4 protein-coding genes are annotated in these 2,612 nt (G+C 55.2%); all 4 read right to left on the bottom strand.

Features of this window, described 5'->3' with window-relative positions:
• A partial coding sequence (locus H5U08_RS15365) for a response regulator (RefSeq protein WP_297034984.1) occupies positions 1-557 on the bottom strand: 557 nt, incomplete at its 3' end.
• 45 nt (positions 558-602) lie between these two features.
• Positions 603-1,514: a HAMP domain-containing sensor histidine kinase gene (locus tag H5U08_RS15360; protein ID WP_297034981.1), complete on the bottom strand. Its 912-nt coding sequence runs from the start codon at positions 1,512-1,514 to the stop codon at positions 603-605.
• A gap of 64 nt (positions 1,515-1,578) precedes the next feature.
• Positions 1,579-2,013, bottom strand: coding sequence for a hypothetical protein (locus H5U08_RS15355; RefSeq protein ID WP_297034978.1), 435 nt, complete (start codon positions 2,011-2,013; stop codon positions 1,579-1,581).
• Positions 2,014-2,182: 169 nt separating this feature from the next.
• Positions 2,183-2,612 (bottom strand): tetratricopeptide repeat protein (locus tag H5U08_RS15350; RefSeq protein ID WP_297034976.1); only part of this gene is annotated, 430 nt, incomplete at its 5' end.

Below are 2,612 nucleotides of genomic sequence, written 5' to 3'. Positions count from 1 at the left end.
ATGAGTACTGTTTCGCTGGTGGCGGCCACCTGTTCTATCCTGCGGCGGAGTTCCTGCATAGACCGGCTGGAGCCCACCAGAACAGGTATGTTCGGCTCCGGTCCTGCTGGTGAGGAGTTTTCTGCCGGGTGCAGGACCTGATTGTGACGCAGCGCCTCCGCCACGAGCCGCTCTAGCTGTCCGGCGTCGAAGGGTTTTTCAATATAGTCGAAGGCACCATGGCGCATTGCTTCGACCGCCGAAGCGACCGTGGCGTACGCCGTCACCATGATCACTCGTGTCGGGATCTGTCGCCTCTCAATGTGCCGTACAAGGTCGAGCCCCGACATTCCCGGCATATTGAGATCGGTGACGACTACATCCCAGAAGGATCGGGCAAGCAAGTCGATGGCCTCGGCCGCACTTCCGCAGGCCTGGACCTCGTGCCCCGCCCGGCGCAGTATGTCGGCCATCGCCTCGCGCGAAGCGGCATGGTCATCCACGACGAGGACTTTGCCCGTCCGCCGAAGATGCGTCCTTGCCGGTTCCTGTCTTTTAGAAGTTCTAACTTCGACCATATTCTGACGACTCCATTCGCGTTTATTCCTTTATAAATCACGACCTCACGCTGCCTGTCTACCCATCTGTGTAGGGATGACGCAGCGGTTGGGAAGGTGAATTTGAAAGACAGCGCCCCCGTGCGTTCCGTTTTGGACGGTTATCGTGCCACCATGGAGTTGAATGAGGTGTTCGACGATCGCCAGTCCCAGACCCGTTCCATTTGCCTTGGTCGTGAAAAACGGCTCAAACGCGTGCTGAAGGGCTTCCTCACTGAGCCCGGGACCGGTATCAGCGACCGAGATCACAAGATCGCGGCCCGCGGCCGCCGCGCGAACGGTCACCTCGCCGCCGCCGGGCATCGCATCAAGAGCATTGAGCAGGAGATTGATAATCGCACGACGTAAAAGATCGCGATCCGCCCAGGCCAAAAGCAGTTCCGGGACTTCTACTTTGACAAGCACCTTCTGCGAAACGGCCTGCAACTCTATTTCCTTTGTGATATTCGTCAGCCACGGCTTCAGCTCAAAAAGGGTTTCCTGAACTTCTCGATCGGCGGCGAATTGCAAAATATCGTTTAAAACACTTTGTGCGCCCTGGACTGCTTGCTCTATTTTCTCGATTATTTCCACACACTCTGCGTTGGTAACACGCCGCTTCAAAAGACTGACATAGAGTGACACCGGAACAAGGCTGTTTCGCAGCTCATGGGCGATGTGAGCGGCCATTCGTCCAAGGTCAGCGAGTCGGTCCTTTCGGGCAAGCTCGCGGTTTTTCTTCTCAAGCTCGGCCGTCAGCCGCCTGACTTCCGCTTGAAGGGCTTCGTGAGTCTGTTCCAGGCGGACTGTCGCCGCATGCCAGGCCTCGAGGATGGCGGCCAGGTCTGTACCTTCGCCGGCCCGGTCCGATTCCTTCAGTGTCCACCGAGTACCGTTTTCCACCTGATCAAGTCGGTCGTTTTCGTTCATATCATCCATGGTGTGCAACCAGCACATCTCCCGAAGCAGTGGCCCTGAAACAACGGCCCGATTGGAATTCCGTCTACAGGGTGAGGTCCAGTTCTCCGCCGGTAACGCTGTTTCCGCCTGTGTATGCCGCCCGTGCCTGAGATATTTCGTGAAGCTGCCCCAATTCCGTCGCGATGGCGTCACGCCGCTCTTCCAGGCGTGCCTGGCACTGCTGTTCCACTTGCACGATTTGTTTCAAAAGATCGCGGCATGCTCTGACGATCTCCGGCAGTTCTGTGGCAGTGCCGGGATCCCCTTTCGCCCATTCGGCTTTCTGATCCTCATAGTGCTTTAACCGGTTATCCACCTCCTGCAACCTCGCCAGTAATGCCTGTTTACGTGCCAGGACATCGAGTACGCCATCGATCTGGTTATCTTCCACATAAGCGTACTGATACTGGGTTAAGCCCCAAATATCCGTCAGGATTGCATGTTTTTCTGCCCACAGCTCTCGTATGAAGTTCGACATATCGCACCTTATCCGTCCCGATCTTTTAATCTGCCGACGTGGCGAACCTGGGCTGTATTCTTAAACGGTGTTAAATGAGAGATGTGCATTTCCCTTCATATTGGCTACAGCATTGTTGTATCCATGCTTGTATTGGAAGTTCACAGCTATATTTCAATTCCCAAGATATTTATAAATGACGTGCCAACCATGCCAGACGGTTCAGCCATTCTTCTCGAGTAAAAGGAGTTGATTTTTCCAGTTTGGTATCCTGTGGCAGCCGGCTGAGCATGATTTTTGCCTGTTCCAGTGCGATTTGCGCTTCCCTGGTGCGTCCCATCGCAACATAACAGCGGGCCATCTGGATGTATGCGTCGAGGACTTCCGGTTCCGACTGCAACCGATTGGTGAGCGTGACGTAGATGGTGATCGCGTCTCCGAACCGTCCCAGGCGATAGAGGACATCACCCAATGCAAAATACACGTTGCGGAGGAGTTTTTGCGTGGCCGGACTTACAGGTCCCTTGTCCCATTGCGTGTCCAACTCCTTCTGGACAATCCGAAGTTCCTGGAGGGCATTCTGAAGCCAATCGCGCGTTAAAGCGGATTGTGTGCCGGTG

Origin of the sequence: Thermogutta sp., from assembly GCF_014359955.1 — a bacterium.
Taxonomy (GTDB): Bacteria; Planctomycetota; Planctomycetia; order Pirellulales; family Thermoguttaceae; genus Thermogutta.
Note: the sequence above shows the minus strand (reverse complement) of the source record. Positions and strands in the feature narration are given on the sequence as shown.